Annotated in this window: 23 protein-coding genes, 1 tRNA gene and 1 pseudogene; 13 read left to right on the forward strand and 12 right to left on the reverse strand. The window is 59.8% G+C overall.

What is annotated here, in order from left to right; all coding sequences use genetic code 11:
* Window positions 1-86: 86 nt before the first annotated feature.
* The 4 genes from PMI16_RS14470 to PMI16_RS14485 all read right to left on the reverse strand — a co-directional run bounded on the left by PMI16_RS14470 (window position 87) and on the right by PMI16_RS14485 (window position 3,635).
* Window positions 87-163, reverse strand: a tRNA-Gln gene (locus PMI16_RS14470).
* An 81-nt stretch (window positions 164-244) separates the two neighbouring features.
* The gene (ispE, locus tag PMI16_RS14475) at window positions 245-1,114 is read right to left on the reverse strand and encodes a 4-(cytidine 5'-diphospho)-2-C-methyl-D-erythritol kinase (protein WP_007880739.1); all 870 of its coding nucleotides are present in this window, start codon (window positions 1,112-1,114) and stop codon (window positions 245-247) included.
* Window positions 1,115-1,183: 69 nt separating this feature from the next.
* Window positions 1,184-1,813, reverse strand: coding sequence for an outer membrane lipoprotein LolB (locus PMI16_RS14480; RefSeq protein WP_007880741.1), 630 nt, complete (start codon window positions 1,811-1,813; stop codon window positions 1,184-1,186).
* 22 nt (window positions 1,814-1,835) lie between these two features.
* Entirely contained in the window at window positions 1,836-3,635 is a 1,800-nt protein-coding gene (locus PMI16_RS14485; RefSeq protein WP_007880743.1) for a tetratricopeptide repeat protein, read from the reverse strand.
* 193 nt (window positions 3,636-3,828) lie between these two features.
* Here PMI16_RS14485 and mutM point away from each other — a divergent pair, with 193 nt between their 5' ends.
* Both mutM and mutY read left to right on the forward strand, forming a co-directional pair.
* Window positions 3,829-4,650 (forward strand): bifunctional DNA-formamidopyrimidine glycosylase/DNA-(apurinic or apyrimidinic site) lyase, encoded by an 822-nt coding sequence (gene mutM, locus PMI16_RS14490; protein ID WP_007880745.1) that lies wholly within the window; start codon window positions 3,829-3,831, stop codon window positions 4,648-4,650.
* Window positions 4,647-5,798: an A/G-specific adenine glycosylase gene (gene mutY / locus PMI16_RS14495; protein WP_007880746.1), complete on the forward strand. Its 1,152-nt coding sequence runs from the start codon at window positions 4,647-4,649 to the stop codon at window positions 5,796-5,798. The genes mutM and mutY overlap by 4 nt, the downstream gene beginning before the upstream one ends.
* Before the next feature lie 22 nt (window positions 5,799-5,820).
* Here mutY and rapZ read toward each other — a convergent pair whose 3' ends face one another.
* The 4 genes from rapZ to PMI16_RS14515 all read right to left on the reverse strand — a co-directional run bounded on the left by rapZ (window position 5,821) and on the right by PMI16_RS14515 (window position 9,030).
* On the reverse strand, window positions 5,821-6,684 hold the full coding sequence (gene rapZ / locus PMI16_RS14500) for an RNase adapter RapZ (protein ID WP_007880747.1): 864 nt from the start codon (window positions 6,682-6,684) through the stop codon (window positions 5,821-5,823).
* Between the two features lie 114 nt (window positions 6,685-6,798).
* On the reverse strand, window positions 6,799-7,737 hold the full coding sequence (gene hprK, locus PMI16_RS14505) for an HPr(Ser) kinase/phosphatase (protein ID WP_007880748.1): 939 nt from the start codon (window positions 7,735-7,737) through the stop codon (window positions 6,799-6,801).
* A gap of 124 nt (window positions 7,738-7,861) precedes the next feature.
* Window positions 7,862-8,335: a PTS sugar transporter subunit IIA gene (locus tag PMI16_RS14510; protein WP_007880749.1), complete on the reverse strand. Its 474-nt coding sequence runs from the start codon at window positions 8,333-8,335 to the stop codon at window positions 7,862-7,864.
* A 188-nt stretch (window positions 8,336-8,523) separates the two neighbouring features.
* Window positions 8,524-9,030: a hypothetical protein gene (locus PMI16_RS14515; RefSeq protein ID WP_007880750.1), complete on the reverse strand. Its 507-nt coding sequence runs from the start codon at window positions 9,028-9,030 to the stop codon at window positions 8,524-8,526.
* On the opposite strand from PMI16_RS14515, the gene PMI16_RS26250 reads away from it, so the two are divergent.
* Window positions 9,029-9,319 (forward strand): hypothetical protein, encoded by a 291-nt coding sequence (locus PMI16_RS26250; protein ID WP_162131126.1) that lies wholly within the window; start codon window positions 9,029-9,031, stop codon window positions 9,317-9,319. The genes PMI16_RS14515 and PMI16_RS26250 overlap by 2 nt on opposite strands.
* A 289-nt stretch (window positions 9,320-9,608) precedes the next feature.
* Here the strand turns inward: PMI16_RS26250 and queF are convergent, their stop codons facing one another.
* Both queF and ilvA read right to left on the reverse strand, forming a co-directional pair.
* Entirely contained in the window at window positions 9,609-10,448 is an 840-nt protein-coding gene (queF, locus tag PMI16_RS14525) for an NADPH-dependent 7-cyano-7-deazaguanine reductase QueF (RefSeq protein ID WP_007880751.1), read from the reverse strand.
* Between the two features lie 68 nt (window positions 10,449-10,516).
* Window positions 10,517-12,049 (reverse strand): annotated as a pseudogene (gene ilvA / locus PMI16_RS14530) (threonine ammonia-lyase, biosynthetic); the annotation flags it as partial.
* Window positions 12,050-12,305: 256 nt separating this feature from the next.
* Between ilvA and PMI16_RS14535 the strand changes: the two are divergent.
* The gene (locus PMI16_RS14535) at window positions 12,306-12,797 is read left to right on the forward strand and encodes a YqaA family protein (protein WP_007880757.1); all 492 of its coding nucleotides are present in this window, start codon (window positions 12,306-12,308) and stop codon (window positions 12,795-12,797) included.
* Window positions 12,798-12,800: 3 nt separating this feature from the next.
* Here PMI16_RS14535 and PMI16_RS14540 read toward each other — a convergent pair whose 3' ends face one another.
* Window positions 12,801-13,745: a ZIP family metal transporter gene (locus PMI16_RS14540; RefSeq protein WP_007880759.1), complete on the reverse strand. Its 945-nt coding sequence runs from the start codon at window positions 13,743-13,745 to the stop codon at window positions 12,801-12,803.
* A gap of 370 nt (window positions 13,746-14,115) precedes the next feature.
* Between PMI16_RS14540 and PMI16_RS14545 the strand changes: the two genes are divergently transcribed.
* From PMI16_RS14545 to PMI16_RS14585, 9 genes are all read left to right on the forward strand, one after another.
* Entirely contained in the window at window positions 14,116-18,117 is a 4,002-nt protein-coding gene (locus PMI16_RS14545) for a DUF3683 domain-containing protein (RefSeq protein WP_007880760.1), read from the forward strand.
* A gap of 2 nt (window positions 18,118-18,119) precedes the next feature.
* Window positions 18,120-18,551, forward strand: a complete 432-nt coding sequence (locus PMI16_RS14550) for an HIT family protein (RefSeq protein WP_007880761.1) — start codon at window positions 18,120-18,122, stop codon at window positions 18,549-18,551.
* Window positions 18,552-18,642: 91 nt separating this feature from the next.
* A complete protein-coding gene (locus PMI16_RS14555) occupies window positions 18,643-19,071 on the forward strand; it encodes a gamma-butyrobetaine hydroxylase-like domain-containing protein (RefSeq protein WP_007880764.1) in 429 nt (142 codons plus the stop codon).
* The gene (locus PMI16_RS14560) at window positions 19,049-19,564 is read left to right on the forward strand and encodes a GNAT family N-acetyltransferase (RefSeq protein ID WP_007880766.1); all 516 of its coding nucleotides are present in this window, start codon (window positions 19,049-19,051) and stop codon (window positions 19,562-19,564) included. Before PMI16_RS14555 ends, PMI16_RS14560 begins: the two co-directional genes overlap by 23 nt.
* A 93-nt stretch (window positions 19,565-19,657) precedes the next feature.
* A complete protein-coding gene (gene ubiE, locus PMI16_RS14565) occupies window positions 19,658-20,392 on the forward strand; it encodes a bifunctional demethylmenaquinone methyltransferase/2-methoxy-6-polyprenyl-1,4-benzoquinol methylase UbiE (RefSeq protein WP_007880768.1) in 735 nt (244 codons plus the stop codon).
* 27 nt (window positions 20,393-20,419) lie between these two features.
* A complete protein-coding gene (locus tag PMI16_RS14570; protein ID WP_007880770.1) occupies window positions 20,420-21,391 on the forward strand; it encodes a Tim44 domain-containing protein in 972 nt (323 codons plus the stop codon).
* Between the two features lie 132 nt (window positions 21,392-21,523).
* Complete coding sequence (locus PMI16_RS14575; RefSeq protein WP_007880771.1) at window positions 21,524-22,090, forward strand: ubiquinone biosynthesis accessory factor UbiJ; 567 nt, start codon at window positions 21,524-21,526, stop codon at window positions 22,088-22,090.
* Window positions 22,090-23,661 (forward strand): ubiquinone biosynthesis regulatory protein kinase UbiB, encoded by a 1,572-nt coding sequence (gene ubiB / locus PMI16_RS14580; RefSeq protein ID WP_007880772.1) that lies wholly within the window; start codon window positions 22,090-22,092, stop codon window positions 23,659-23,661. Before PMI16_RS14575 ends, ubiB begins: the two co-directional genes overlap by 1 nt.
* Before the next feature lie 101 nt (window positions 23,662-23,762).
* Window positions 23,763-25,211: an MFS transporter gene (locus PMI16_RS14585; RefSeq protein WP_007880774.1), complete on the forward strand. Its 1,449-nt coding sequence runs from the start codon at window positions 23,763-23,765 to the stop codon at window positions 25,209-25,211.
* Here the strand turns inward: PMI16_RS14585 and PMI16_RS14590 are convergent.
* A complete protein-coding gene (locus PMI16_RS14590) occupies window positions 25,208-26,140 on the reverse strand; it encodes a LysR family transcriptional regulator (protein WP_007880776.1) in 933 nt (310 codons plus the stop codon). The two genes, PMI16_RS14585 and PMI16_RS14590, sit on opposite strands and share 4 nt — an antisense overlap.
* Window positions 26,141-26,275: the final 135 nt, after the last annotated feature.

Genomic DNA, 26,275 nt, shown 5'->3' on the forward strand with positions numbered 1-26,275 from the left:
TGCTTGACTGTACAGTCTTGCGTTGGCGGCTTATCTCTTTGGCTTCTTTTTTCTTTATCGGGCGATGTAAAACTGCCCAAATTCAATGGCAGGGGAACAAGGATTCGAACCTTGGAATGCTGGAATCAAAATCCAGTGCCTTAACCAGCTTGGCGATTCCCCTACGCAATCTGCTGTTTGCCGTTGAATTACACCACATGCACTTTTAACATCGCGTGCAATCCATCGTCAAACCAATTCTTGGTTACGAACTTGTCAAATGGGCGAGAGGATGTTCCTGCATCGCTTGGGCTTTCCAGGCGATCCATTTCGACGGTACCTGTTTCAGCACTTCGTCGGCCTGATGTTCGTGTTCAAAAGAACAAAACACACAAGCGCCGGATCCCGTCATCCTTGCGTTTCCGAATGTCTTGAGCCATTTGATGGCTTCAGCGACAGGGGGAAACTGCTTGGCAGCCACCACTTCTAAGTCGTTTTTTCCGAAGTCGCCATCGAGAAGATTATGCGCTTCAGGAAAGTCCGTTATTCTGACGACTTTTGTATCCCTTGTCAATTCTTCTGACGAAAAAATTATCGCGGTGGGAACAGATACCCCCGGCTCGATCACCACGAACCAGCGCTTGGCGGTCTCCAGGGCGACCAGATCCTCGCCGACACCCTCGGCAAACGCATTGCGGCCAAACAGAAAAAACGGCACGTCGGCGCCCAATTGCAGTCCCAGCGCCATCAATTGGGCGCGCGTCAGCCCGGTTTGCCACAAATGATTCAGGACCATCAGCGTGGTCGCGGCATCGGACGAGCCGCCGCCCAGGCCGCCGCCCATGGGAAGTTGTTTGTGGACCGTGATGTCGGCGCCGAGATGCGGCTTTCCGGCCGCGGTCTGCAGCAAGCGGGCGGCGCGCACCACCAGATCGGTTTCTGCCGGCACGCCCGGTATCTCATTGATGCGCTGGATGCGGCCGTCGTCGCGCACCGCGAAATCCAGCGTATCGCTGCGGTCAAGTAGCTGAAATACCGTTTGCAGCAGGTGATAGCCGTCGGCGCGACGGCCGGTCACGTGCAGGAACAGGTTCAGTTTTGCCGGCGCGGGGCAGTTGTACAGGCTTGCTTGCATGAATCGGTGTGGAGTGTCGTCTATGTTGCTGTGAGGGCGCCGGTCAGGCGTTGGCGCGCGATTATCTTGTCAATGGCTCTGCCAATTGTCGATCACGATGCGGATCGACACCGGGCCGGCCTGTCTGGTTTCGCGCGCCAGATCGATGCGTTTGGGGCGGTTCCCGGCCGTGTTGGCGGCGTCGTCCTGCCATTCTCCGTAACTGAGGTTCCAGCCGTCGCGGGTAGTGAAACGCACCGTGTCGCGGGATGGCTGGGCGACGAAAGGCTTGCCGTCGGCGCTGCGTCCGAAGCCTTGCAGCCAGTCGCGCAGACCGGACACCGGCAACGGCCAGCCCAGGGCTTGCTCCGTCAGGACGTCGACGTCGGCGGCCGACAATGGCGCCTTGCCCGATTGCGTCAGGACGGCGACGCCCGGCTTGATGTCGATGGTTGCCAGCGTCTGGCCGAGCGGCGACAGCAGACTCAGGACGATATGGCGCGCGCTCTGGTTCCAGGTGAAGCTGCCGTGCACGGCCTGGTCGCGGCCGTCTTGCTCATAGCGGATCGACAGGCGTCCGCTGAGCTCAATGGCGTCGTTATAGCGGCGTTCGACCGCGGGGCCGTTATCCGCACTTTCCGGTGGGGCAACGGTGGCGCAGCCGGCGGCCAGCATGACCAGGCACGCCGCCGCGCCGTGTTTCAGCAGATTGATCGTCATAGTCGGATTGGCTGTCGGCGGATCAGAGCTGAACCTTGAGGCGCTCCAGCGTGCTCTTCAACACGTCGTTCTTCGGATCCTTGCTTTGCGCTTCGCGCCACAGCTTTTTGGCTTCGTCCTGTTTGCCGCGTGCCCAGAGGATTTCGCCGAGGTGGATGCCGATTTCCGGGTCGGGGCGCAGGCCGTAGGCACGGCGCAGTTCTTTCTCGGCCTCGTCGAGGTTGCCCATGCGGAATTCCGCCCAGCCGAGGCTGTCGGCGATGAATGGGTCTTCCGGCGCCAGTTGCACCGCCTTCTTGATCAGCGTCACGGCTTCAGGCAGGCGGATATTGCGGTCGGCCAGCGAGTAGCCCAGCGCATTGTAGGCGTGCTGGTTATTCGGCGCGATTTCGATGATCTTGCGCAGCGAAGTTTCCATGTCCTTGTAGTTGCCGGTCTTGTCGGTCACCATCGCGTAGTCGTACAGCAGGTCGGTGCTGTCCGGGAAGCGTTTCAGGCCGGCCGACAGGACGTCCGACGCATCCTGATAACGTTCGCTGTCGCGCAGCAGTTGTCCTTCGGCCTGGATGAACTGCAGCACTTCACGATCGCTGCCGGCATCGGATTGCGCTTGTTGCAGTATCTTGCGGGCGCCGTCGATGTCGCCGCCCTTGGCCATCAGCTGGGCGCGGCGGACTTGTACGCCGGCATAGGATTCGCCCGGTTCGACTTGTTCCAGATAACTCAGGGCGGCGGGAATGTCGTTGCGATCTTCGGCGATTTGCGACAGCACCAGCAGCGCTTGCGTCGGGTCTCGTTCGTCGTCCGGCTGAGCCGCCAACACTGCCAGATAGCGTTTCAGATAGGTTTCCGCTTCAGGAAAGTGGCTGATCTGGACGTTCAGAATACCCAGCGCGAACAGCGTGGTCGCATCTTCCGGATCTTCCTTGAGCAAGGTTTGGAACTGCCTGATCGCTTGTTCGTACTGTTTTTGTTCGGCCAGTCCGCGGGCATAGGCGATACGCACTTCGCGCGCATTCGGATATTTCTTGAGGAAGTCGGACACCAGTTTTGCCGCTTCGTTGCCGTCCGGAGTGACTTCCGCCAGCGTCAGGATCGCCAGTTCCGAATCGGGTTTGAGCTTCAGCGCCTGCTTCGCTTCGTCGCGCGCGCGCTCGGGATCGCGGTTGGCATAGGCGCTGCGGGCCAGCGCCAGATGCGTTTCCACCAGCGTGGGATAGGGGGCCACGATGTCTTGCAGGATATTGAAGACGACAGCCTTGTCCTTGGCGCGGATCAGGAGACGCTGAATCTGCAGGATCAGCGGACCGCGCGCCTGGGGCGAGGCTTCGGCCAGGCGTTGCGCCATCAGCGGCTGTATTTCCGAAATATTGTCGCCCAACATGATCAATGCCAGATAGCTCTGCAAGGCTTCGTCCGAATGCGGCGCCAGTTCCGTCCACAAGCGCACCGCCGCCAGCGCTTCGTTCGGACGGCGTGCGGCGATCGCCATTTCTGCCGCGCGTTTCGCCAGACGCGGATCGCGGGTTTGTTGCGCGGCGCCCAGCAGGGTGACGTAGGCAGCTTGCCACTGGCCGCGCTGGAAGGCGATTTCGGAACTCAGGACCTTGAACAGGATTTCATCGCTCAGCGCCGGCGTCGGCAGCGGATCTTCCGGCAGCGCCTCGGCTTTGGCTTGTCCTTTGCGGGCCGGAGAGGTTTTGACCAGAGTCGGCTTCTTGGCGGTCGCAACCGGAGTCGCGTCGGTCTCGCTGGGTTGCTGCAGGCTTGCACACGCGGAGAGCATGACGGAGAGCGTTACAATGGCGAGAGGTTTTTTCAAGGGAAATCCTGAGTAATTTGGCAAATGAGCTGACAGCTATTAATTTTACGCTCAACGGCATGCTTCTTGGTGTAAGCGAGTGTAAACCATCTGCCGCATCTGCCGTATGATAGCGCTCCATGGCGGCTCATCGCTGTCATGTACCGTCCCTTGCAGTCGTCCCTCGTGGCCTTATTCACCAGTACGCGTTCCCATGCCTGAATTACCAGAAGTAGAAGTCACCCGCCGCGGCGTCGCTCCTCATCTTGAGGGACGCATCGTCACTGCCGTGGTGATGCGTCATACCGGCTTGCGCTGGCCGTTTCCCGCCGATCTGCAGCAACGGCTTGCCGGTCGCGTGGTGCGTTCGACCGGGCGCCGCGGCAAATATCTGCTCATCAACTTCGATCACGGCACCTTGATCGTGCATCTGGGGATGTCCGGACATCTGCGTATTTTGCCGTTGGGGATTGCGCCGCAAAAACATGATCACTTCGACCTCGTGGTCGGCAAGCAAGTCATGCGCATGACCGATCCGCGTCGTTTCGGTGCGGTCTTGTGGCATGACGCTGCGGATGGCGACATCGAAGAACACATGCTCCTGCGCGGCCTCGGCCTGGAGCCGCTGGAAGACAAATTCTCGGCCAAAGAGCTGCATCGCCAGACGCGCAACCGCAGCGCGCCGATCAAGCAGGTCTTGCTGGCCGGCGACATCGTGGTCGGCGTCGGCAACATTTACGCGTCGGAAAGCCTGTTCAAGGCGGGCATCAATCCCAAGACGGCAGCCGGCAAGATCAGTCTGCCGCGCTATGAAAAACTGGCCGCGGCGATCCGCGAAACGCTCGCCGCAGCGATTGAGCAGGGCGGCAGCAGCTTGCGCGACTTCATTGCCGTCAATGGCCAGTCGGGTTATTTCCAGCAAAGCTATTTCGTCTACAACCGTACCGGCGAAGCGTGCCGTATCTGCTCGACGCCGATACGCCAGATCAAGCAAGGCCAGCGTTCCACCTTTTACTGTGTGATTTGCCAACGATGAAACGTGTTCTCACCAAAACGGATGCGGCGCCGGGCGCCGTCCAGGCAGGCGCACTGACAGCTGCAGACAATTTTGTCGATCCTGGTTTTTCGGCCGCCGTCATCGGCTGGCAAAAGCAGCATGGCCGACATGCCTTGCCATGGCAAAACACGCGCGATGCCTATCGCATCTGGCTGTCTGAAATCATGCTGCAGCAGACGCAGGTGACGGCCGTGATTCCGTATTATCAAAAATTCCTGCAAAGCTTTCCGACGGTGGAAAGTCTCGCCGCAGCGCCGTCCGAAGCGGTGATGTCGCATTGGAGCGGCCTGGGCTACTACACGCGGGCGCGCAATCTGCATCGCTGCGCGCAGCGCGTGGCGGACGAATACGGCGGACGTTTTCCCGATGATCCCGAACTGCTGGCGGATCTGCCGGGCATCGGCCGCTCGACGGCGGCGGCCATCGCCGCTTTCGCTTACGGCAAACGGGCGGCCATTCTGGACGGCAACGTCAAGCGTGTGTTTGCGCGCGTCTTCGGCGTCGAGGGATTTCCCGGCGCCAAGCCGGTGGAAGACCAGTTGTGGCGACGCGCGGTGGCCTTGTTGCCGCAGGCCGACATGGAATCCTATACGCAGGGATTGATGGACTTGGGGGCGACGTTGTGCGTGCGCGGCAAGCCGGCTTGCGATCGTTGCCCGCTGGCGCAGCGCTGCGTGGCGCTCGCCACGGACCGTACGTCGGAACTGCCGGTGCGCAAGCCGAAAAAGGCGGTTCCCGAAAAAGACACGATGATGCTGGTCATCAGCGAAGGAGGAGATGTCTTGTTGCAGCAGCGTCCGGACAGCGGCATCTGGGGGGGACTGTTGTCGCTGCCCGAGCTGCCGGTGAGCCGGAGCGCCGAGGAGTTTGAACTCGCCGTCGACAACGCGACGCGACCGTTCGGCACGCTTGCCGCTTGCCGCAAGCTGCAACCGTTTTCACATGTCTTCACGCATTTCAAATTACACGTGTCGCCGTTCCAGGTTGTGCTGAAAAAGCGCCAGCTTCAGGCGGCGGAGTCGGTGTACGTCTGGTATCCGGTTGCCGAACTTGCGGATGCGCCTTTGCCTGCGCCCGTCAAGAAACTCTTGCTGGGCGTGTTGCGTACCGACGATTTATTGAATTGATTTGCCGGAGTGCTGAGGCCGCCTAGCTCAGCTGGCGATGGCGTATCACGACATTCTCGTTTGCCGAGAAATGCTTGGCCAGTTGCTCCACGATGTAGACCGAGCGGTGCTGGCCGCCGGTGCAGCCGATTGCCACGGTCAGATAGCTGCGGTTGTCGCGCTTGAATGAGGGTAGCCATTTTTCGACGAAGTTGCGGATGTCGCCAAGCAATTCGTTCACCGCCGGCAAATCGGCAAGGAATTCGATCACCGGCGCATCGCGTCCCGTCAGCGGGCGCAAGCGCAGGTCGTAGTGCGGATTGGGCAGCACGCGTACGTCAAATACCAGATCCGCATCCAGCGGCACGCCGAATTTAAACGCAAACGACTCGAACAGCACCGTGAGGCTTGCCTGCTCGGTATCGATCAGGTCGCGAATCCACGCGCGCAGCTTGTTGGCGTTCAGGTTGGAGGTGTCGATGACGTGACCCAGGCCTTCGACCACGCTCAGCATTTCTCTTTCCTTGTGAATGCACTCGGTCAACGTCATGCGGTCGGTCGGATTCTGGTCGGGCAGCAAGCGGTGCGACAGCGGATGGCTGCGGCGCGTTTCGGAAAAGCGCGTGATCAGCGATTCAGTGGTCGCGGTCAGGAAGAACAGTTTGACGTCGTGTCCCTGTTCTTTCAGCAACTGAATATCGGGTCCCAGACCCGCGAGCGAATCGGCGCTGCGGGCATCGGTGGCGACCGCCAGCGTCTCATCGCCTTCTTGCAAACGGGTTTCCACCAGGCTGCGCAGCAGCGCAGGCGGCAAATTGTCGACGCAAAAATAACCGGCGTCTTCCAGAACATGGAGAGCAACCGATTTGCCGGAGCCGGAAATACCTGTGATGAGGACGATACGCATGAGTATGATGATACCTCAAGCAGAGTTGCTGGGTCAGTGTCGTGTCAGCTTACCGTGTTGCCGACACGATTGTCGATGGTCAAATCCGTCAGATGGTGGGGACTTGATGACGACTTATTCGCCGTTCATCGCCTTGCGCTGGCGATCGATGAATTCCTTGAGCGTGTCGATGCCGCGCAATTGCAGGATGGTGTTGCGTACCGCGGCTTCCAGCAGAACCGCGATATTGCGGCCCGCGGCCACGGGGATCACGACTTTGCGGATCGGCAAGCCGAGCACGTCTTCAAATTGCGCGTCGAGCGGCAGGCGTTCGTAATTTTCTTCCAGCGTGCTGCGGCGGACCAGATGCACGATCAGCTTCAGGCGCATTTTGCGGCGCACGGCGGTTTCGCCGAAGATGGCCTTGATGTCGAGCAGGCCCAGCCCGCGTACTTCCAGCAGATTTTGCAGCAGCGGCGGGCAGCGGCCTTCGATCATGTTCGGTGCGATGCGCGCAAATTCGACCGCATCGTCGGCCACCAGGCCGTGACTGCGAGAGATCAGTTCCAGGCCCAGTTCGCTCTTGCCCAGGCCGGACTCGCCGGTGATCAGCACGCCTACGCCGAGCACGTCCATGAACACGCCGTGCATGGTGATCTGCTGCGCCAGTTTTTTGGACAGGTAGACGCGCAGATAATCGATCACCTGCGCCGCAGGCAAGGGAGTGGAAAACAGCGGAATATTTTTTTCGTCGCAGATCGCCAGAATGTCGGGTGGTGTCGCCAGGCCCTGCGCGATGATGAAGGCGGGAGGCTCGCCTGCCACCAGTTCGGCGGTCTGATAGGCGCGGGAGGTGTTGGAGAGGCGCTGGTAGTACTCGGTTTCCTGATGCCCGAAGACTTGGATCCGACCCGGGTGGATCAGGTTCAAGTGACCGACCTGATCGGCTGCGGAAGCGGCGTCGCCCGAAATCAGCCGCTCTCCGCCGGGGAAGCCGGCAAACCAGCCCAATTGCAGCGATTCGCGATTTTCTTCATACAGTTGCTGTATCGATAGCGCGGTATAGGCAGGCATGGCTCTCCGAAAGACGATGGGATGATTGCAGTGGCAGTGGCGACGTCAATTACGTTAATGCGTGCACAGGCGCTGTGGGGCGTGACTGGACGCGACGGAATCTGACGCCTTGTACGCTATTTGCTTAATTGGTTTTTTCCAGCGACGGCTGCCAGGTGACAAGGCGCGAATACACCGACGCTGCATCGGCGTCGGCAATCAATTCGGCGCGGAAGGCATTGTCGGAAAACATCTCTGCGATTTCAGACAGAATTTCCAGATGCTGTTGCGTCACATTGTCGGGGATCAGCAAGAAAATCAGCAGTTTCACGGGTTCGCCGTCGGGCGATTCGAAAGGAATCGGTTCGGCCAGGCGCATGAACAACGCCAGCGGCGCCTTGAGTCCCTTGATGCGACCGTGCGGAACGGCCACGCCGTGACCCAATCCTGTCGAACCGAGACGCTCGCGTGCAAACAGGTTTTCAGAAACAGTGGAGCGGGCGATGCCGCTGTTGTTTTCAAAGGTAAGTCCGGCTTGTTCGAATGCTCGTTTTTTGCTGGAGACTTCAAGGTCCAGAATGACGTTCTCTGGAGACAGGATTTTTGCTAGATTTGTCATGACACAAAAGAAAGGCGCTGGATAGGCTTTTGTGCAGGATTATAGGCTTCTTTGGGAGTTACGCAATGAATTCCGCTGTTGCTGTATGGTAAATGCACGCCCTTGCCGGAATGGCGCGGAAAGGGCGGAAGAATCGTGTTTCCCCGGTAGGAGAACTGCGTTTGACCGGGGAGACGAGGGCAGGATTTTTACATCTCGATGCGGCCAAAAACCAACAGCACGTCGCCGCTATTTTTGTTGGATGACAAGCGCGGAACGTAAGAGAACATGATCTTGGCTTTTTTTGTGCCGATCGATGCCAAAGGCAGCGGCACCGGGAAGGGCACGCCGCCGAAATAATCCTGGCGGCTCATCAGCATCGCCGTGCCGCCGATGCCGAGTTCCAGCGGCGTGTGGCCGATCGGGAATACCCATTCGTAGGCATAACCGGCCATGATCTGCGGATGACGGTGCGAATCCTTGAGCACGAAGCCGTACAGCGACTCGTCGTTGCCGTTCTCATTGCGCATGGTCTTGCCGTAGCCGAGACCCCAGGCGTGCTCATTGAGCTCGTTCAGTTTTTCCCTGGTGTAAGTGCTGCGGCCGTGGTGCGCCCAGCCGGAGACGTAGATTGCGTCGTCGCCCTTGTCGATGATTTCCGACGCGTGGTTCTTGGCGGCTTGCCACCAGCTGAATTCGTCGCTCTGCTGCGCCATGGCCGGCAGCGATGCGCCTGCGCAGGCGACAGTAAAAACGCCCGCAAGCAAAGCACGGCGGGAAAGGCGAGAGGGTGGAAATAACTGGTTCATATTTTTATTGGCGATGAATGGTCGATTGCAAATGGCGCGGCATGACTGGCTTGAGCGGATGCATGCCGGGAGGAAATTGACCGTTTTCCTCGCCATCAAAAAAAGAACGTGGTCGTGCCGTTGTGAGGCGAAGACTGAGCTTGTGCAAAAAGTGGAAAACGTCAGCGACGAAGCAAACGGGATTCAATGCGGATGAAGCCGTGCTTCAAGGCGTTGTTTGCGAAGTGCTGGTGCGTTTCAGATTTTGCCGATTGAGACCTGGCGACACCGGTGATGCGTCGTCCGGCGAGCTGTCCATGATTGAGACAAGATCATGACATAAGAAGTTTTATGCAGAAGGCAGAAATAGTTTCAAAATGTTGCAGGACGCGGCCTGCGAATCGGTCTTTGGGAAGGAAATGCAGTATCCGCCGAGGATGCGAAAGATGTAATGCTTTTGTAACAGCAGCGTTACATCCTGCGCCGGACCGACTTATTGGCGTGCGTTATTGACGTGCATTACGCAAGTTGGAAGGCGCGCGGCCCGCCGAAAAATTGCTGCGCCATGGATTGATGTCGAGACCCCCGCGTCGCGTGTAGCGCGCGTAGACCGACAGTTTTTGCGGCCGGCATTGGCGCAATACGTCGACAAAAATACGCTCCACGCATTGTTCATGGAATTCGTTGTGCTCGCGGAATCCGATCAGGTATTTCAGCAATGCTTCCTGATTGATCGGCGCGCCGACGTAGTGGATTTGCACGCTGCCCCAGTCAGGCTGGCCGGTGACCGGGCAGTTGGATTTCAACAGATGCGACAAGAGCGTTTCTTCCACCATTGCTTCGTCCTGGTTGGCGAACAACAGCGCCGGATTGGGGTGATGGTCGACGACTTCGATGTCCAGCCGGTCCAGCAGCAAGCCGCTCAGCTCGCCCATTTGTAATCCGGAGAACGCGCCGGGTTCGGTCAGCGTGACTTGTACGCTTGCGCCTGCTGCGGCCGACAGATCTTTTTGCACGATATCGATCAGCGCCTGCTGATCGTCGAGGCGCGTCTGGTTGAACGAGTTCAGATAGAGCTTGAACGACTTCGATTCGATGATGTTGGCGGAGTCCGCCGGAATCATGAAGGTGGCAATCGCGATCTGCGGTTTTCCGCGCCGATTCAGCCATGACACCTCGTAGGCGTTCCAGATGTCGATGCCGAAAAACGGCAGCGTGCCTTGCAGCCCGAGTTCTTCGCGCTTGGGCTGGCGCGGAATAGGAAACAGCAAAGCCGGATCGTAAGCGCTGGGATAAGCGGAGGACTTGCCCAGCGGCGAGGTGTCGGGTGAATTCGGGTGCATCATGGTCTTGCTTCCTTCGTGCTTCTCTTTATATAACGTGTAGCCGGCGTGTGACCGCCGTTCCGGATGGATTATCCGAGGAACAGTTTGTAAAGCGGGTTCTTGCTTTCGTCCCAATGACGGTAACCGAGGTTGTCGAGGAAGGCGCGGAAGGTTTTCATTTCCTTCTTCGGCACTTGCAGCCCGACCAGGATGCGACCGACATCGCCGCCCTGGTTGCGGTAGTGGAACAAGCTGATGTTCCAGTTCGGATTCATGTTGCTCAGGAAGCGCATCAGCGCGCCCGGACGTTCCGGGAATTCAAAGCGGTACAGCAACTCGTCCTGCGCCAGCGAACTCTTGCCGCCGACCAGATGGCGGATGTGCACCTTCGCCAGTTCGTCGTGCGTCAGGTCCAGCGTGCTGAAACCGTTCTTCTCGAAGGTCTTCGCGATCCTGGCCGGTTCGTCGGCGCTGCTGGTCTGGATGCCGACGAAGATGTGTGCCGACTTCTCGTCGCTGATGCGGTAGTTGAACTCGGTCACGTTGCGCGGGCCGATGACCTCGCAAAAATGTTTGAAGCTGCCATGTTCTTCGGGAATCGTCACGGCGAACACAGCTTCGCGCGCCTCGCCGACGTCGGCCATCTCCGCGACGAAGCGCAGGCGGTCGAAGTTCATGTTGGCGCCGCAGGCGATGGTGATCAGGGATTCGTTTTTGATCGGTTTCTTGCCGTTCTTGGCGCGTTCGACGTAAGCCTTGGCGCCGGCCACGGCCAGTGCGCCGGCCGGTTCGACGATGCTGCGCGTATCCTGGAAGATATCCTTGATCGCCGTGCAGACGGCATCGGTGTCGACCAGGATGATGTCGTCGACCAGTTGCTTGGTGATGCGGTAGGTTTCTTCGCCGACCAGTTTGACCGCGGTGCCGTCCGAGAACAGGCCGACGTCCGGCAAGGTGATGCGGCGGCCGGCCTTGATGCTGCGTGCCATGGCGTCGGAGTCGGTGGTCTGCACGCCGATGATCTTGATGTCGGGACGCACCGCCTTGACATAGGCCGCGATACCCGAGATCAGGCCGCCGCCGCCGATGGCGACGAAAATGGCGTGGATGGGATCGGGATGCTGGCGCAGGATTTCCATGCCGACGGTGCCTTGGCCGGCGATGACGTAAGGATCGTCGAAGGGGTGGACGAAGGTCAGCTTCAGTTTCTTTTCCAGCGTCAGCGCGTGGTTGTAGGCATCGGTGAACGAGTCGCCGAACAGCACCACTTCGCCGCCGCGACCTTTGACCGCTTCGATCTTCACGGTCGGCGTGGTGGTCGGCATCACGATCACCGCGCGGCAGCCGAGCTTGGCTGCCGACAGGGCGACGCCTTGTGCATGGTTGCCCGCCGAGGCGCAGATCACGCCGCGCTTCAACTGAACCGGGCTCAGGTGCGCCATCTTGTTGTAGGCGCCGCGCAGCTTGAAGCTGAACACGCTCTGCATATCCTCGCGCTTGAAGTAAATGCGATTTTCCATCCGCTGCGATAGGGCGTTGGCAATCTCCAGCGGCGTTTCAACAGCAACGTCGTAGACACGGGCGGTGAGGATTTTCTGCAAGTAGTCGGTGGTCATGGTCTGGTCAGGGCACGGTCTGCGTCGTGCGCAGTTGGGTTACGCGATGTTTGTCCTGTTTTTCCCCACTCTCATGCGCAAAATGGGAAAAGACAAGGCCGCGGCGAACTGATCATTATAATGGAGCCGCCGCGCGGACTTATATTGACGCATGCATGCGACGTATCCGCCGTGCCGAAAAGACCGGAAAGCAGCCCCTGAAACCAATTGCCGTCCAGGCCCTCCTACTCGCTTCGCCCTTTATAACTACTTCCCATCCTGCATGATTGAAAGCGCCATTCTCTGGTTATTGAAAACCCTTGCCGTTCCGACGGTCGGCCTGACTTCCGTTTTCATCATTAGTTTCGTTTCAGCAACACTGCTGCCGATGGGATCCGAGCCGGCGGTCTTTGCGGTCATCAAGGCCAATCCGGAGATGTTCTGGCCGGTGATTCTGGTGGCGACCGTGGGCAATACGCTGGGCGGCGTGGTGGATTACTGGATGGGATATGGCGCCAAGCAGACTTTTGCCAAAGAGCGCACCAGCCGCTGGTTTCACTGGCTGGAGCGGTTTGGCGCCAAGACCATGCTGCTGGGCTGGCTGCCGGGCATCGGCGATCCGATTTGCACGTTGGCCGGTTGGCTCAAGCTGCCATTCTGGCCGTCGGTGTTTTACATGGCGGTCGGCAAATTCTTGCGCTACATCCTCATGACCTGGCTGCTGCTGAACGTGCCCGACGGTTTCTGGCGCGCGGTGGCCGACTGGCTGGCTTGAGTTTTATCCCAAAAGGGTATCGAGCAGCATCATCGTCACGAAGCCGGCCAGCAAGCCCAGCGTGGCCTGGGTTTCGTGCCCTTGGCGATGCGATTCCGGAATGACTTCGTGACTGATCACGAACAGCATGGCGCCGCCGGCTCCCGCCAATGCCCAGGGCAAGGCCGTTGCCGATACGCCCGTGGCCAGCGCACCGAGCACGCCGCCGATGGGTTCCACCAGGCCCGACAGGATGCCGGCGCCGGCCGACTTCCACGGCGAGTAGCCCAGCGTGCGCAAGGCCAGCGCCACGACCAGTCCTTCCGGGATGTCCTGAATCCCGATGCCGGTCGCCAGCGCAATGGCCTTGCCCATTTCATCGCCGCCGAAACCCACACCGATAGCCAGGCCTTCAGGGAAATTGTGGATGGTGACCGCCATCACGAACATCCAGATGCGGCTGGTGCGCGCCGACTGAATCTGCGGATTGGGCGCAATGAAATGCTGGTGCGGGACCAGATGATTGATCAGCAGCACGAACAAGCCGCCCAGCATGATGCCGGTTGCCGTCAACAGCACCGCGGCGGTCTTGCCGTAGCTCAGCGCCTGCGCCTGATTCATCGCCGGGATGATCAGCGAAAACACGCTCGCGGCCAGCATGATGCCGCCGCCATAGCCGAGCATGACGTCTTGCGTGCGTTCTGAAATGCGGCGCGTGAACAATACTCCCAAGGCGCCAATGGCCGTCAGACCGGCTGCAGCGGACGAACCGATGAGCGCCATCCAGACTTGAGGATGAGAGGCAAAGAAGGCGTGCAAGCCTTCATAGGATTTGACCAGGACAAAAATCAGTCCAACCACCAGCATGGCGATCTGACGCAGTCGCAAGCGAAAGCGAGGTGCGTTGCGTTCGGCGGATGTCGGTGTGGAACGGTATGAAAGTGGATTGCGCAATTGTGCTCGTATCATGGCAGTCATCCTCGTTTGTGGATTGGCGGATGGCTGTCCTAAGCTTTGCACTCGGCGTATTCGGCGAGGGTGATGGCTAGATTTTCCAGGAATTCGGTAATCAGTGATTGCAACATAGCATTCTCCGCGGGGCCTGAGGTGAAATTTCGATAGGCCAATAATAAATTTAAACAATTGAATTTAAAAAATTTATTGTATTTATTAATTCAATAGGAATTTTTATATTGCAATGCGGAAATTCGGGCAAAAACCGCGATTTGTCTTAAATAAGAAGCATTCCTCATTGTTCTGCCAAAAGTAAGGGCATTCCCTCGCGAGTAGCGGCAATAAGATAAAATGCACATCCGGCAGCAGATTTTTTCCCAAATTAATGAACGCCCCCGCAAAAATCCAGGCTTTGCTCACAGATGCGCCGCAAGGCGCCACTCCGACGCGCTTGCGCGAAATTCCCTACAACTACACCTCGTTTTCCGACCGCGAAATCGTCATTCGCCTGTTGGGCGAGGATGCATGGCGTTTGCTCGACGAGCTGCGCGCCAAGCGTCAGACCGGCCGATCTGCGCGCATGTTGTACGAAGTGCTGGGCGACATCTGGGTGGTGCGCCGCAATCCTTATTTGCAAGACGACCTGCTCGACAATCCCAAACGCCGCGCCGCGTTGATCGACGCGCTCAATCATCGTCTGGGAGAAGTTGACAAGCGCCGCATCGATATCAACCAGAGCGAAGCAGGCGACGCTGATGCCGCGCGCCGCAGCGTCAGTGTCGAATCGCTGGTGCATGCCGCAAAGAAGGCGGTTGCCGCGTTCTCCGAAGAATTCAAGCGCACCTACGACCTGCGCAAGCGCGCCAACAAGGTTCTGGGCCGCTACACCGCCAAGGACAACATCAAGTTCGACGGCCTGTCGCGCGTCTCGCACGTGACCGACGCCACCGACTGGCGCGTCGAGTATCCGTTCGTCGTGCTCACGCCCGACAGCGAAGACGAGATGGCCGGCCTGGTCAAAGCCTGTATCGAACTCGGCCTGACCATCATCCCGCGCGGCGGCGGCACCGGTTATACCGGCGGCGCGATTCCGCTGACGCCCATGTCGGCCGTCATCAATACCGAAAAGCTGGAGCAACTCGGCGCCGTCGAGATGGAAGTGCTGCCCGGCCTGGACAAGCCGTACGCCACGATTTACTCGGGCGCCGGCGTGGTCACCAAGCGCGTGTCCGATGCGGCTGAAAAAGCCGGCTTCGTCTTCGCGGTCGACCCGACTTCGGCGGAAGCCTCGTGCATCGGCGGCAACGTCGCCATGAACGCCGGCGGCAAGAAGGCCGTATTGTGGGGCACCGCGCTCGACAACCTGGCCAGCTGGCGCATGGTCGATCCGCAAGGCGACTGGCTCGAAGTCACGCGCCTGGACCACAACCTGGGCAAGATCCACGACGTCGAACTCGCGCGCTTCAAACTAGAGTGGTCGCATCCCGGCGAAAAAGGCCAGAAGACCGAAGTCTTCAAAACCGAGATCCTCGAAATCGCCGGCCGCAAATTTCGCAAGGAAGGCCTGGGCAAGGACGTCACCGACAAATTCCTGTCCGGTTTGCCCGGCATCCAGAAGGAAGGTTGCGACGGCCTGATCACCTCGGCACGCTGGATCCTGCACAAGATGCCGAAGCAGACGCGCACCGTCTGTCTCGAATTCTTCGGCCAGGCGCGCGATGCGATCCCGTCGATCGTCGAAATCAAGAATTACCTCGACGCCGAAACCAAAAAAGGCGGCGCGATTCTGGCCGGCCTGGAGCATCTGGACGAACGCTATCTGCGCGCGGTCGGCTACGCCACCAAATCCAAGCGCGGCGTGCTGCCGAAGATGGTGCTGATCGGCGACATCGTCGGCGACGATGAAAACGCCGTGGCGCAAGCGGCGTCGGAAGTGATCCGCATGGCCAACAATCGCGTCGGCGAAGGCTTCGTCGCGATCAGCCCGGAAGCGCGCAAAAAATTCTGGCTCGACCGCTCGCGCACCGCCGCGATTGCGAAGCACACCAACGCCTTCAAGATCAACGAAGACGTGGTGATCCCGCTCAACCGCATGGGCGAATACACCGACGGCATCGAGCGCATCAACATCGAACTGTCGATCAAGAACAAGCTGCAATTCCTGGACGAACTCAACGCCTTCTTCATCAAGGGCAATCTGCCATTGGGCAAGAGCGACGACGGTGAAGGCGAAGACATTCCGGCGGCGGAAATGCTGGAAGACCGCGTGCATCAGGCCGAAGCACTGATCGCGCAGACGCAGGCGCGCTGGACTTATCTGCTGGCCAATCTCGACAAGCCGCTGCGCGCGGCCAAAGACGAGATGGCGGAGCTGGGCCTGGACAAACTGCTGCCGGTATTCGACCACCGTCTGATCGAACAACCTGAAGCCAACGTCTTCCATGTCGTGCAAGACCGCACCGTGCGGGTGACCTGGAAGCAGGAAGTGCGCGCGCAATTGCGCCAGATTTTCAGCGGCGCCGCGTTCAAGCTGATCCTGGACGAGTGCAACGCCATTCACAAGCGCGTGCTGCGCGGCCGTGTGTTCGTCGCGCTGCACATGCACGCCGGCGACGGCAACGTGCACACCAACTTGCCGGTCAACTCCGATCACTACCAGATGCTGCAGGACGCCCACGAAGCCGTGGCGCGCATCATGACGCTGGCGCGTTCGCTGGACGGCGTGATTTCCGGCGAGCATGGCATCGGCATCACCAAGCTGGAATTCCTGACCGAAGAAGAAATCGGCGAATTCCGCGAATACAAATTGCGCATCGATCCGGAAGGCCGTTTCAACAAGGGCAAGCTGCTGAACCTGCCTGGTTTTGAAGCCGACCTGTCCAATGCCTATACCCCTTCCTTCGGACTGATGGGCCACGAATCGCTGATCATGCAGCAAAGCGATATCGGCGCCATCGCCAACAGCGTCAAGGACTGCCTGCGCTGCGGCAAGTGCAAGCCGGTGTGCGCCACCCACGTGCCGCGTGCGAACCTGCTGTATTCGCCGCGCAACAAGATCCTGGCGACCTCGCTGCTGGTCGAAGCCTTCCTGTATGAAGAGCAGACCCGTCGCGGCATCTCGATCAAGCATTGGGAAGAGTTCGAAGACGTCGCAGATCACTGCACCGTCTGCCACAAATGCGTGACGCCTTGCCCGGTCGACATCGACTTCGGCGACGTCTCGATGAACATGCGCAACCTGTTGCGCAAGATGGGCAAGAAGTCGTTCAACCCCGGCACCACGGCGGCGATGTTCTTCCTCAATGCCACCGATCCGGCGACCATCAACGCCACGCGCAAAGTGATGACCGACTGGGGCTTCAAGGCCCAGCGCCTGGGCAATGACATCCTCAAGAAATTTGCGAAGAAGCAGACGCAGAAACCAGCGGCCACGGTCGGCAAGGCGCCGATCAAGGAGCAGGTGATCCACTTCATCAACAAGAAGATGCCGGGCAATCTGCCGAAGAAGACGGCGCGCGCCTTGCTGGATATCGAAGACGACAAGATCGTGCCGATCATCCGCGATCCGAAGACGACCACGGCCGATACCGAAGCCGTGTTCTACTTCCCGGGTTGCGGCTCGGAGCGCCTGTTTTCGCAAGTCGGTCTCGCCACGCAGGCGATGCTGTGGAACGTCGGCGTGCAGACCGTCTTGCCGCCGGGCTACCTGTGCTGCGGCTATCCGCAACGCGGCAGCGGCGATTACGACAAGGCCGAGAAGATCATCACCGACAACCGCGTGCTGTTCCATCGCATGGCCAATACGCTGAACTACCTCGACATCAAGACCGTCGTGGTGTCGTGCGGCACTTGCTACGACCAGTTGCAAGGCTATGAATTCGAGAAGATATTCCCGGGTTGCCGCATCATCGACATCCACGAATACCTGCTGGAGAAGGGCGTGCGCCTGGAAGGCGTGACCGGTACCCGCTACATGTACCACGATCCTTGCCACAGCCCGATGAAACTGCAGGATCCGCTGAAGACCGTCAACGCGCTGATCACCACCGTCGACGCGCAAAAGATCGAGAAGAACGATCGTTGCTGCGGCGAATCGGGCACCTTCGGCGTCAGCCGTCCGGATGTCTCGACCCAGGTGCGCTTCCGCAAGGAAGAAGAAATGCGCAAGGGCGCCGACAAGGTGCGCGCGGACGGTTTCGACGGCGACGTCAAGATCCTCACGTCGTGCCCGTCGTGCTTCCAGGGCTTGTCGCGCTACAACGAAGATTCCGGCACCACCGCCGACTACATCGTGGTCGAAATGGCCAAGCATCTGCTTGGTGAAAACTGGTTGCCCGACTACGTGGCGCGCGCCAACAACGGCGGCATCGAACGCGTGCTGGTGTAAGCATGGCCAACGTTTGCGATCTGTGCGACGGCGACGGCGGCCAACTGGTGTTCAGAAACGACGGCTATCGCGTCGTGCTGGTTGACGAAGCGGCTTATCCCGGCTTCTGCCGCGTGATCTGGAACGGTCACGTCAAGGAAATGACCGACCTGTCGCCGGCTGACCGCAACGCCGTCATGCATGCGGTGTGGGCGGTCGAAGCCGCCGTGCGCGAAGTCATGCAGCCGGAAAAAATCAACGTCGCCAGCCTTGGCAACATGACGCCGCACGTGCACTGGCATGTGATTCCGCGTTATGCCGACGATGCACATTTTCCCAGTCCGGTCTGGGCCGAGGTCAGGCGCGAAACCCAGGCTGCGACGCTGGAACAACGTCGCGCGAAATTGCCGCAACTGCGCGCCGCCATCGAGCGTCATCTGGCGACGCTATCCTGACCTGACGATCTTCATGAAGGCCGGCGGCTGATCCGCAAAGAATGAAAGCCGGACAGCCGGCCTTCGTTTCACAGAATAGAAAGCGCAAGCAATGAGTTCTGGTCCCACACCCGTATCCTTCAAAGTCCGCACGCAATCGCGCGTGATGGAAGTCGCCTTCGATGACGGCGCGATGTTTTCGATTCCCTTCGAATTGCTGCGCGTGTATTCTCCCTCCGCCGAAGTGCGCGGCCACGGTCCCGGCCAGGAAACGCTGCAAACCGGCAAGCGCGACGTCGGCATCGTCGGCGTCGAGCCGGTCGGCAACTACGGTATCAAGCCGATTTTTTCCGACGAACATTCCAGCGGGATTTTTACCTGGGAATACCTTTATCAACTCGGCCGCGACCAGGATGCAATGTGGGAAACCTATCTGCAAAAACTGGAAGCCGCCGGCTTCACCCGCGACAGCGGCAGGGATACTGGCGCCGTCGTCCTGAGCGACAAGGGAAATGGCCATGCCTGCGGACACAAGCACTGATTCTCCCGGATTCCTCGTTCGCGCCGCACATCCCGGCGATATTGACGGTCTCACCAAATTGATCAATCTGCCGGGCTTTCGCCACGGCACCTTGCGTTTGCCGCATCAGACCTTCGAGACCGTGCGCAAGTGGCTGGAAGCACCGTCCGTCGGCGGTTTGCATCTGGTGGCGGTGGAAGCGGGAACGGTCATCGCCCAGGGCAGTCTCACCCGTTATGCGGGGCGGCGCAGCCATGCGGCTTCCATCGGGATGGGCGTGCACGATGCGCACTGCGGCAAGGGCGTCGGCTCGGCTTTGATGAAAGAGCTGATAGATGCCGCCGACAACTGGCTCGACATCCGGCGTCTGGAATTGACGGTGTTCAGCGACAATGCGCCGGCCATCGCGCTGTACCGCACGTTTGGTTTTGAAACGGAAGGCGAGCACAAGGCGTTTGCTTTCCGCGCCGGCGAGTACGTCGACGCGCTCGCCATGGCGCGCGTGCGTAAGTGATGATGTCGCCGGCGGCGGGCTTGCCTCGGACTGCTTTACGTTGCCTCTTGCGTTGACTTATATAATGTCGTATTACTCATAACAGCTTGCCTCATGACCAACACCACTCACTTCGGTTACGAAACCGTCGCAGAAGAAGACAAAGTACATAAAGTTGCGGAAGTCTTCCATTCCGTCGCCGCCAAGTACGACATCATGAACGACTTCATGTCGGCCGGCCTGCATCGCGTGTGGAAGGCCTTCACCATCGCCCAGGCGGGTATCCGTCCGGGCTTCAAGGTGCTCGACATCGCCGGCGGCACCGGCGACCTGTCCAAGGCGTTCGCCAGGCAGGCGGGGCCGACCGGCGAAGTCTGGCTGACCGACATCAACGAATCGATGCTGCGCGTGGGCCGCGATCGTCTATTGAATAAGGGCATTCCGACCCCCACCTTGCTGTGCGATGCGGAGAAATTGCCGTTTCCGGACAACTATTTCGACCGCGTTTCGGTGGCTTTCGGCCTGCGCAACATGACCCACAAGGATGCGGCGCTGGCGGAAATGCGCCGGGTGCTCAAACCGGGCGGCAAGCTGCTGGTGCTGGAATTCTCCAAAGTCTGGGAGCCGCTGAAGAAGCCTTACGACGTGTATTCCTTCTCGGTGCTGCCATGGCTGGGCAAGAAAGTCGCCAACGACGCCGAAAGCTATCGTTACCTGGCTGAATCGATTCGCATGCATCCCGATCAGGAAACCCTGAAAAAGATGATGGAAGACGTCGGCCTGGAGCGCGTGCAGTACTACAACCTGACAGCCGGCGTGGCGGCATTGCATACCGGCATCAAACTCTAGCCTGAACAAATTTGTGTAGGAGCTTGTGTGAAAAAATTATTCGTCATCCTGATGCTGGCCCTGACGACCATGACGGTCGCGATGTCCGGCGCCGAAGCCAAACGCCTCGGTGGCGGCAGCTCTTTCGGCAAGCAATCCTCGAACTATTCGCGCCAGGCGCCGACAAGCCCTGCGCAATCGCCTTCCAATGTCGCGCCGGCCAAACCGGCAGCACCTGCGGCTGCACCGCAAACGGTCCCGCCCAAACCGGCCAGCCCGTGGAAGGGCATCCTCGGCGGCGCTTTGCTGGGTCTCGGCCTGGGCGCGCTGCTGTCGCATTTCGGCATGGGTGGCGCGATGGCGAGCATGATCAGCACCATTTTGATGGTCGCCTTGCTGGCCTTCGTGGCGATGTTCCTGTTCCGCATGTTCAGCCGCAAGAGCGGCAATGCATCTGGTGTCGGCAACAACGGCGGCGGCTTCAATCCGCAGCCGGCCTATGCCAATGCTGCCGAGCCGACCGTCTACACGCCGGAAATCGGTTCGCGCATCGAACCGGTCGGCATACAGGCGCCGGCAGCGTTGCAATCGAACGAGTTCGGCGCGACGCCTGCCGCTGCGGCCAACGCACCGATCATCCCATGGGGTATCCCGGCCGATTTCGACGTCGCCGGTTTCATCCGCAACGGCAAAAGCTACTTCATCCGCCTGCAAGCGGCATGGGACAAGGCCGACATCAACGACATCCGCGAATTCACCACGCCGGAAATGTTCGGCGAGCTGCGCCTGCAATTACAGGAGCGTGGCGCCGCGCCGAACAACACCGACGTGGTGCAGATCGACGGCGAGCTGCTCGGCATTGAAACGCTGGAACACGATTACCTGGCGACCATCAAGTTCACCGGCCTGATCAAGGAAGCGCCCGATGCGTCGGCCGAGCCGTTTGCCGAAATCTGGAATCTGTCCAAGCCGGTCAACGGCGGTGGCGGCTGGGTGCTGGCAGGGATCCAGCAGGTGTAGCCGGGCGCCGGCTCTTCCCATGCAGAGCCCGGAGTCACTTGGCAGCGCCAAGAACTGTTAAACTTGAAACCGCCCGACTCCTCTCGGGCGGTTTTCTTTTTTGATGCCGACATTCCCATGCTCCCTCATTTCATGCGCCCCGTCGCTGCCGTCATCAACCATTTGCTTGCCCAGGAACCGTGGGCGCAAGCCCGGCTGCTTGCCCATCGCGACAAGACCGCCTGCATCGACGCCGGCCTGGCGCAACTGATGCTGACCGTGACCGGCGACGGTTTTCTCAAGGAGGCTGGCGAAAATGCCGTGCCGGCCGTGACGATCCATGTGAAATTGTCCGATATTCCCCTGATCCTCGCCAACCGCGAGCGCGCCGTTTCTTATGTGAAGATCGAAGGCGACGCCGATTTCGCCAACGCCATTTCCCAGTTGAGCCAGTCGCTGCGTTGGGACGCCGAAGAAGACCTCAGCAAGGTAGTCGGCGACATCGCCGCCACGCGCATCGTTTCCGGTACGAAGTCGATGATCTCCGCCGCACAAACCACACAAAAACAACTCGCCGAAAATGTCGCCGAATACTTCCTGGAAGAACAGCCGATGCTGATACGTCCTCACGTCATGACCGATTTTTCCGGCGACGTCGTCAAACTGCGCGACGACCTCGAACGCCTGTCCAAACGGATAGAGAAGCTGGAGCGTCGCTGATGCTGCTGCGTTCCCTGCGTCTGTTCAAGATCGTTCGCGTCGCGATACGTTATGGCCTCGATGAAATCGCGATCTCCGGTTTCGACACGCCGCGCATCACCCGTTTTCTGAATGCGATTTTCTTTTGGCGCGATATTTCGACGCCGCGCGGCGAGCGTCTGCGCCGCGCGCTGGAAGACCTTGGCCCGATCTTCGTCAAGTTCGGCCAGGTGCTGTCGACGCGTCGCGACTTGCTGCCGCTGGATATCGCCGACGAACTGACGCGCCTGCAGGACCGCGTGCCGCCGTTCGATTCCGACCTGGCGATTGCACAGATTCAAAAATCGCTGGGCGCCCATCCCGACACCTTGTTCGCCAGCTTCGACCGCACGCCCATCGCGTCGGCGTCGATCGCCCAGGTGCATTTCGCGACCTTGAAGGATGGCACCGACGTCGCCGTCAAGGTACTGCGCCCGGGCATGCGCACCACCATCGACCACGACATCGGCCTGATGCACATCGCCGCCGACTGGGTCGAGCGCCTGTGGGCCGACGGTCGCCGCCTCAAGGCCAAAGAGGTCGTCGCCGAGTTCGACAAATACCTGCACGACGAACTGGACCTGATGCGTGAAGCGGCCAATGCCAGCCAGCTGCGCCGCAACTTCGCCAATTCCGATTTGCTGATGGTGCCGGAGATGTATTGGGACTATTGTTCCTCGTCCGTGATCGTCATGGAGCGCATGCACGGCATCCCGATCGGGCAGACGGCGCGCTTGTTGGAAGAGGGCGTCGATCTGGAGAAATTGTCGCGCGACGGCGTCGAGATTTTCTTCACGCAGGTGTTCCGCGACGGTTTCTTCCACGCCGACATGCATCCGGGAAATATCCTGGTGTCGACGGCGCCGGCGACGTTCGGTCGCTATATTGCACTGGACTTCGGCATCGTCGGCACGCTGACCGATTTCGACAAGGATTACCTGTCGCAGAATTTCCTGGCGTTCTTCCGGCGCGACTACAAACGCGTGGCCGAAGCGCATATCGAATCAGGCTGGGCGCCGAAAGAAACGCGCGTCGATGAACTCGAAGCCGCCGTGCGCGCCTGCTGCGAACCGATCTTCGATCGCCCGTTGAAAGACATTTCGTTCGGCCAGGTGTTGTTGCGCCTGTTCCAGACCTCGCGCCGTTTCAACGTCGAAGTGCAGCCGCAACTGGTGCTGCTGCAAAAGACCTTGCTCAATGTCGAAGGCCTCGGCCGCCAGCTCGACCCGGACCTCGATCTCTGGAAAACCGCCAAGCCTTACCTGGAACGCTGGATGAACGAACAAGTCGGCTGGCGCGGCTTTGTGCAACAGCTGAAAATCGAAGTGCCGCGCTACAGCCGCCTGCTGCCGCAATTGCCGCGGCTGGCGCATCAGGCGTTGACGATGGCGACGGAAAACAACCAGCAGTCGCAAAACGCGGAGTTGCTCAGGAAGCTGGTGAGCGAGCAGCGCCGCACTAACATGTTGTTGGGCGTGATCGTGTATTTTGGTGGTGGGCTGATCGGCGGAATTATTGTCGTGCAACTGCTGTTGCATTTCCTCCGCTTCTGATGACGCAAAAAGAGACTGCCGCGTTCATGCAAGGACATCGACATCATGCGGCCGGACGTTGAATCAAGAGAAAAACAAGCAGAGACAAATACGGGACAGGGATGACAGCCGGACAGAACTCATCGCGCACGCATTGGTTGCCTTTCATCGTGGCCGCGACGTTTTTCATGGAATACCTCGACACCACCATCATCGCGACGGCCTTGCCGCAGATGGCGCAGGCGTTCAAGGTGGGGCCGAATGAGCTGAGCCTCGGCATGACCGCCTACATGCTGACGCTGGCGGTGTTCATCCCGATCAGCGGTTGGGTGGCCGACCGTCTCGGTTCGCGCACGGTGTTCGGTTCGGCGATCGTGATCTTTACGCTGGCGTCGGTCTTGTGCGGGATTTCCGGCAGCGTGTTCGAGTTCACGGCTGCACGTATCTTGCAGGGCATGGGCGGTGCGTTGATGGTGCCGGTCGGTCGTCTGATCGTGGTGCGCAACACCGGCAAGGACAAGCTGATGAAGGCGATTTCGACGATCACCTGGCCGGCGATTGTGGCGCCGGTGGTGGGGCCTTCGCTCGGCGGATTCATTACGACGTATTTTTCCTGGCACTGGATCTTCCTGATCAACGTGCCGTTCGGCATCGCCGCGCTGATCGCGGTGGCGACGATCGTTCCCAATGAACGCAGCACGCAGCGCCGTCCGCTGGACATGGTCGGTTTCTTCCTGAGCGGCACGGCCCTGACCTCTCTGCTGTACGGCACCGAGCTGGCCAGTCATGCCGAAACCAACCTGGCCGTCGCGATTCTGTTCATCCTTGCGGGCATCGTGCTGGGTGTGTTTTCGTATCGCCACGGCATGCGCAGCGCGCATCCGCTGCTCGATTACTCGACGCTCAGGGTGCCGACCTTCAACGTCACCATCGTCGCCGGCTCCTTCACGCGCATCGGCATCGAGGCCGTGCCTTACCTGTTGCCGTTGCTGTTCCAGATCGGCTTCGGCCTGTCGGCCTTCCATTCGGGTTTGCTGTTGTTGGCGAGTGCGCTGGGCAATCTGGGCATGAAGATGTTTACCACGCAGGTGTTGCAGCGCTTCGGCTTTCGCCGTGTGTCGCTGACCAATGCGACGATTGCCGGCGTGTTCGTGCTGGCCTGCGGCCTGCTTACGGCAACGACGCCGCTGCCGGTGGTGGTGCTGACGATTTTCGTCTACGGCTTGTCGCGCTCGATGCAGTTTTCGACCCTGGCGACGCTGGCGTATGCGGATGTGACGGAAGCGCAAAAGAGCGCTGCTTCCACGTTATGGAGCGTGGCGCAGCAGATGACCATTGGCATGGGGATTGCGTTCGGTGCGCTGGCGTTGCGCATCGCGTCTTACTTCAACGGTGGCGCCGATCTCGCCGGCGGCGGCAGCGTGGCGCATTTCTCGGTGACCGATTTCCACTGGGCGTTTGCGATGGCGGGTGTGTTGACGCTGTGCTCGGCGCTCGGCTACCGGACGCTTGCGAAAGATGCCGGCAACAATCTCGGCGGCGGCGCACGCGGCAACGCCAAAGGCCGCTAAGGCATATCGATGGCTGAAAAGCGCCGCGCCAGTTCTTCGCGGCGGAAGTGTTCCACCACATAGTCGACGAACACGCGCGTCTTGGCCGGCAGCAGCCGCGCCGCGGCGAAATACAGCGCGAGCATGCCGCCGTCGACATGCCAATCCGGCAGCACGCGCACCAGTGCGCCGCTCTTCAGATACACCACCGCATGCGGCATCGCCGTCAGCGTGATGCCCAGCCCCATCTGCGCGATTTCGCATGCGGCATTCGGATCGCTCATCGTCATCTTCACCTTCAGATTGATCAACGACTGCGCGCCGTCGCGGTTGCGCAAGGTCCAGGCGCGGATGCGACCGGTTTGCGGCGAGCGGATCAGGATGCCGTCGTGCCGTTCCAGGTCGTCGGGAGTACGGATCGGTGGGCGTTGCGCCAGATACGCCGGGGAGGCCAGCAGCACCCGATGCGCCGGCGCCAGCTCGCGCGCGACAATGCCGGGCGGCAGTTCGATGCCGCCGCCGATGGCGGCGTCAAAGCCTTCCGTGATCAGATCCACAGGGCGATTGTCGAAATGCCAGTCCGGCGAGATGGCCGGATAGCGTTCCAGAAATCCTCCCAGCAGCGGCACGATGTATTCGCGCCCGAAACCCGTTCCCATGCTGACCTTCAATACGCCTGCCGGCTGGCCGCCTGCGCTGGCCAGATTGGCGACCGCGCTCTGGATGCTGGACAGGCCGCCGCTGACTTCTTGCAGGAAGCGTTCGCCGGCTTCGGTCAGGCGCAGGCTGCGCGTGCTGCGCTGGAACAGCCGCACGCCCAGACTGGACTCCAACCGGGCGACGTTCTTGCCGACGGCGGCAGAGGTCAGACCGAGCCGCCGCGCGGCTGCGGAGAAGCTGCCGGCCTCGGCGGAGGCGACAAAACACTCGATGCTGGTCAGGGATTCCATAGGTCTATTTTAAACATAATGTTTAAAAAGAAGATAGTGATTGCTATCTAGTTTAAACATAATCCTTATCCCATACTTCATTCCAAGCCAAACGGAATTCGAGTCCAACCCAAGGAAACCGCAGGCCATACGTTC

This window comes from Herbaspirillum sp. CF444, assembly GCF_000282135.1.
Lineage (GTDB): Bacteria > Pseudomonadota > Gammaproteobacteria > Burkholderiales > Burkholderiaceae_D > Herbaspirillum.